The organism is Thermoplasmata archaeon (assembly GCA_038729465.1).
GTDB lineage: Archaea > Thermoplasmatota > Thermoplasmata > Thermoplasmatales > ARK-15 > JAVRLB01.
The window spans coordinates 8,596-11,132 of sequence record JAVYRZ010000031.1 but is presented as its reverse complement, the minus strand read 5'-3'; the positions used below and the strand labels follow the sequence as shown (position 1 = coordinate 11,132).

The following is a 2,537-nucleotide window of genomic DNA, read 5'->3' as shown; positions in this document are numbered from 1 at the left end:
GTATCTGAGACTTATGACGGATCTATACATTACAATGAAAAAACAGAGATATTAAAACTTGCAGATTTATCAGATTTTGTGGTTTTAGGGCCAGGATTATCTTTGAATGCTGAGACACAGACGCTGATTGAAGAGCTGGCATCAGAGATAAAAAAACCGGTATTGATTGATGGCGATGGATTGAGCGCGATTGCAGATCACATGGAAATATTAAGATCCAGAACTGCAGATACTATCTTGACGCCCCATCTTGGAGAGATGAGCAGGCTTACAAAAAAAGATATAAATGCCATTCTTGACAATCCAATCGAATTTGTCAGCTCTTTTTCGCAAACAAATCGTGTATATCTCGTGTTAAAGGGTGCTCATACACAGATTGGCACACCCAGCGGAAAAGTGTACATAAACATGACCGGCAATGCAGGCATGGCCACTGCAGGCAGTGGAGATGTACTGACCGGCACGATTGCTGCCATGTTTGGTCTTGGACTCAACATTGAAAATGCTGTGAGAATGGGCGTGTTTGCACATGGCCTGGCTGGAGATCTGGCTGCAAGAGATAAAGGAGAGGACGGCATGGTCGCGCGAGACATATTAGAACATTTGCCAGAAGCGCTTTTAATGATAAGAACCAGGTTTGAAGAGCTCAAAAAGAGATATGGATTTGAGGTTATTTGAAAAATTTAGAATAAAGTTGCTCTACCCTTTCAGTTATCTTACTGATGCTTATTCCGTTTTTTTCGGCAATATATACTGCACCTCCTGCACCTACTCCTTCTTTCACCATTCCTGATTCATAGTCTCTCAATCCTTTATACTTAGATCCCGAAAAATTTAATGGCGCTGAATAATACTCTGCTCCGATCTCAGCTGCAGTTTTTTTAAATGATGATAACTTGTCTTCTGTGATGTATCTGGTAGTGGTGATTTTTTTCACTTTTATACCCTGCTCTTTCAACAGTGCTGCCACTGCAAGCATCTGGGTTCCTCCTGCCAAATACACAGATCCTTCAAATTCTGGAACAAAGCCGTTGATAAACGCCATCATCGGATCTCCAAGCTCTTTCAGTGCAGTTTTCCATGTGATGGGAAATTTTAATCTGGACATTGCTTTTTTTACAATCTCTTTTTTTAAGCTTATCGGATTTTCAATGTCTGCCGAAGAAACTTGCGCATTGTATCCTAGCGCAGTCAACACTGCCTGTGCAGTAGTAGTACCACCCGGTATGCTCTCTGCGATCATTATTTCGTTCTGATTGACCTGCTTTGCCAGTATTTTAGCATTGTTCATTATTGCATCAAGATCTTTTATGGCTGTAACATTCACAATATTTTCGCCAGGCTGGTCTGTGATATGGATATATGGCAGGTTCGGAGCTATTATCGATCCGGACCTTACCACCATTACTGGCATATTTACAAGCTCTTTTACAGCCTTGGTGATTATGCCTGGTGTTGGATGTCCGGCAGGAGTTACCGGCACTGTATTTATGCATAATGGCCGTTCATAAAAAAGGTACTCTGCATCTGCCGGAGGAGTATATTTCATAATCTCCGGATTTTCGCCCGCAACAGTGATTCCTGGTATCTCCGCAACATTGGTATTAGATATGACGAGCAAGAATAACATATTTAAGCAAAGTTGATATATGTAAAGTGTATTTTAAGTTTTTGCAATGTTGGACCTGTTTGGATTTTTTACCAGAGTACCGGTAAAAGGAGAGCTGAGTCGAGCTACTGGACAACTTTATTTTATCTCGTTTTTAGCGTTTTTGATCTCGCTAGTGCCGATAACAGTATATATTCTGTCAGAGCATTTTCTACCTCATTTTTTTACAGTATTATTTTCTTTGATTTCTCTATATTTAATGACCGGAATACTGCATCTTGACGGACTCTCTGATTTTGCGGACGGTGTGATGAAAAAAGGGTCAATTGAGAGCAAGATAAAGGCTCTGAAAGATGTGAACACGGGAACTGCAGGAGTTGTTATGATAATATTTGTGCTTTTGACAGAGTTTATAGCTATTGATATCCTGAGCTATTCAATATTTAATGTTATCGTCTTTTTTTTAGTGTCTGAACTATCTGCCAAATTTTCGATGCTTGGAGGATTGCTTTCAAAAAAAGCACCGGAATCAGGATTGGCAAAACAGTTTATGGAACATTTTAACATTAATATTTTCATAATTGCAATATTATTATCATTTTTGTTTGTTCCGATCCTGAAAATATATTATTTATTCATTTTCACAGGCTTTATTGTTTCATACATAATATTAAGAATATCAACAAAAAATTTTGGGTTTTTGAACGGAGATGGATTGGGAGCAATGAATGAACTTGCAAGAGCTGTTACAATGGTGATATTATGCTTGGCATTATAATGGCAGGGGGAAAAAGTAGCAGAATGAACACTGAAAAACTGATCTTGAAAGTTAATGGCAAGATGGTGATAGAGTATGCTATTGAAGCCATGCAAAACTCTAACGTTTCAGAATATTATATTGCAATATCTCCGAACGCACCCTTAACTG

The 2,537-nt window shown here is 38.9% G+C and carries 3 protein-coding genes; 2 read left to right on the top strand and 1 reads right to left on the bottom strand.

What is annotated here, in order from left to right; genetic code table 11:
- Positions 1-678, top strand: a 678-nt coding sequence (locus QXQ25_06545) for an NAD(P)H-hydrate dehydratase (GenBank protein ID MEM0161361.1), incomplete at its 5' end; no start/stop codon positions are given.
- On the opposite strand, the gene QXQ25_06540 is transcribed toward QXQ25_06545, so the two are convergent.
- Entirely contained in the window at positions 671-1,630 is a 960-nt protein-coding gene (locus QXQ25_06540) for a TIGR00303 family protein (GenBank protein MEM0161360.1), read from the bottom strand. The genes QXQ25_06545 and QXQ25_06540 overlap by 8 nt on opposite strands.
- Positions 1,631-1,676: 46 nt before the next feature.
- Here QXQ25_06540 and cobS point away from each other — a divergent pair, with 46 nt between their 5' ends.
- The gene (cobS, locus tag QXQ25_06535; protein MEM0161359.1) at positions 1,677-2,387 is read left to right on the top strand and encodes an adenosylcobinamide-GDP ribazoletransferase; all 711 of its coding nucleotides are present in this window, start codon (positions 1,677-1,679) and stop codon (positions 2,385-2,387) included.
- The last annotated feature ends 150 nt before the right edge of the window (positions 2,388-2,537 follow it).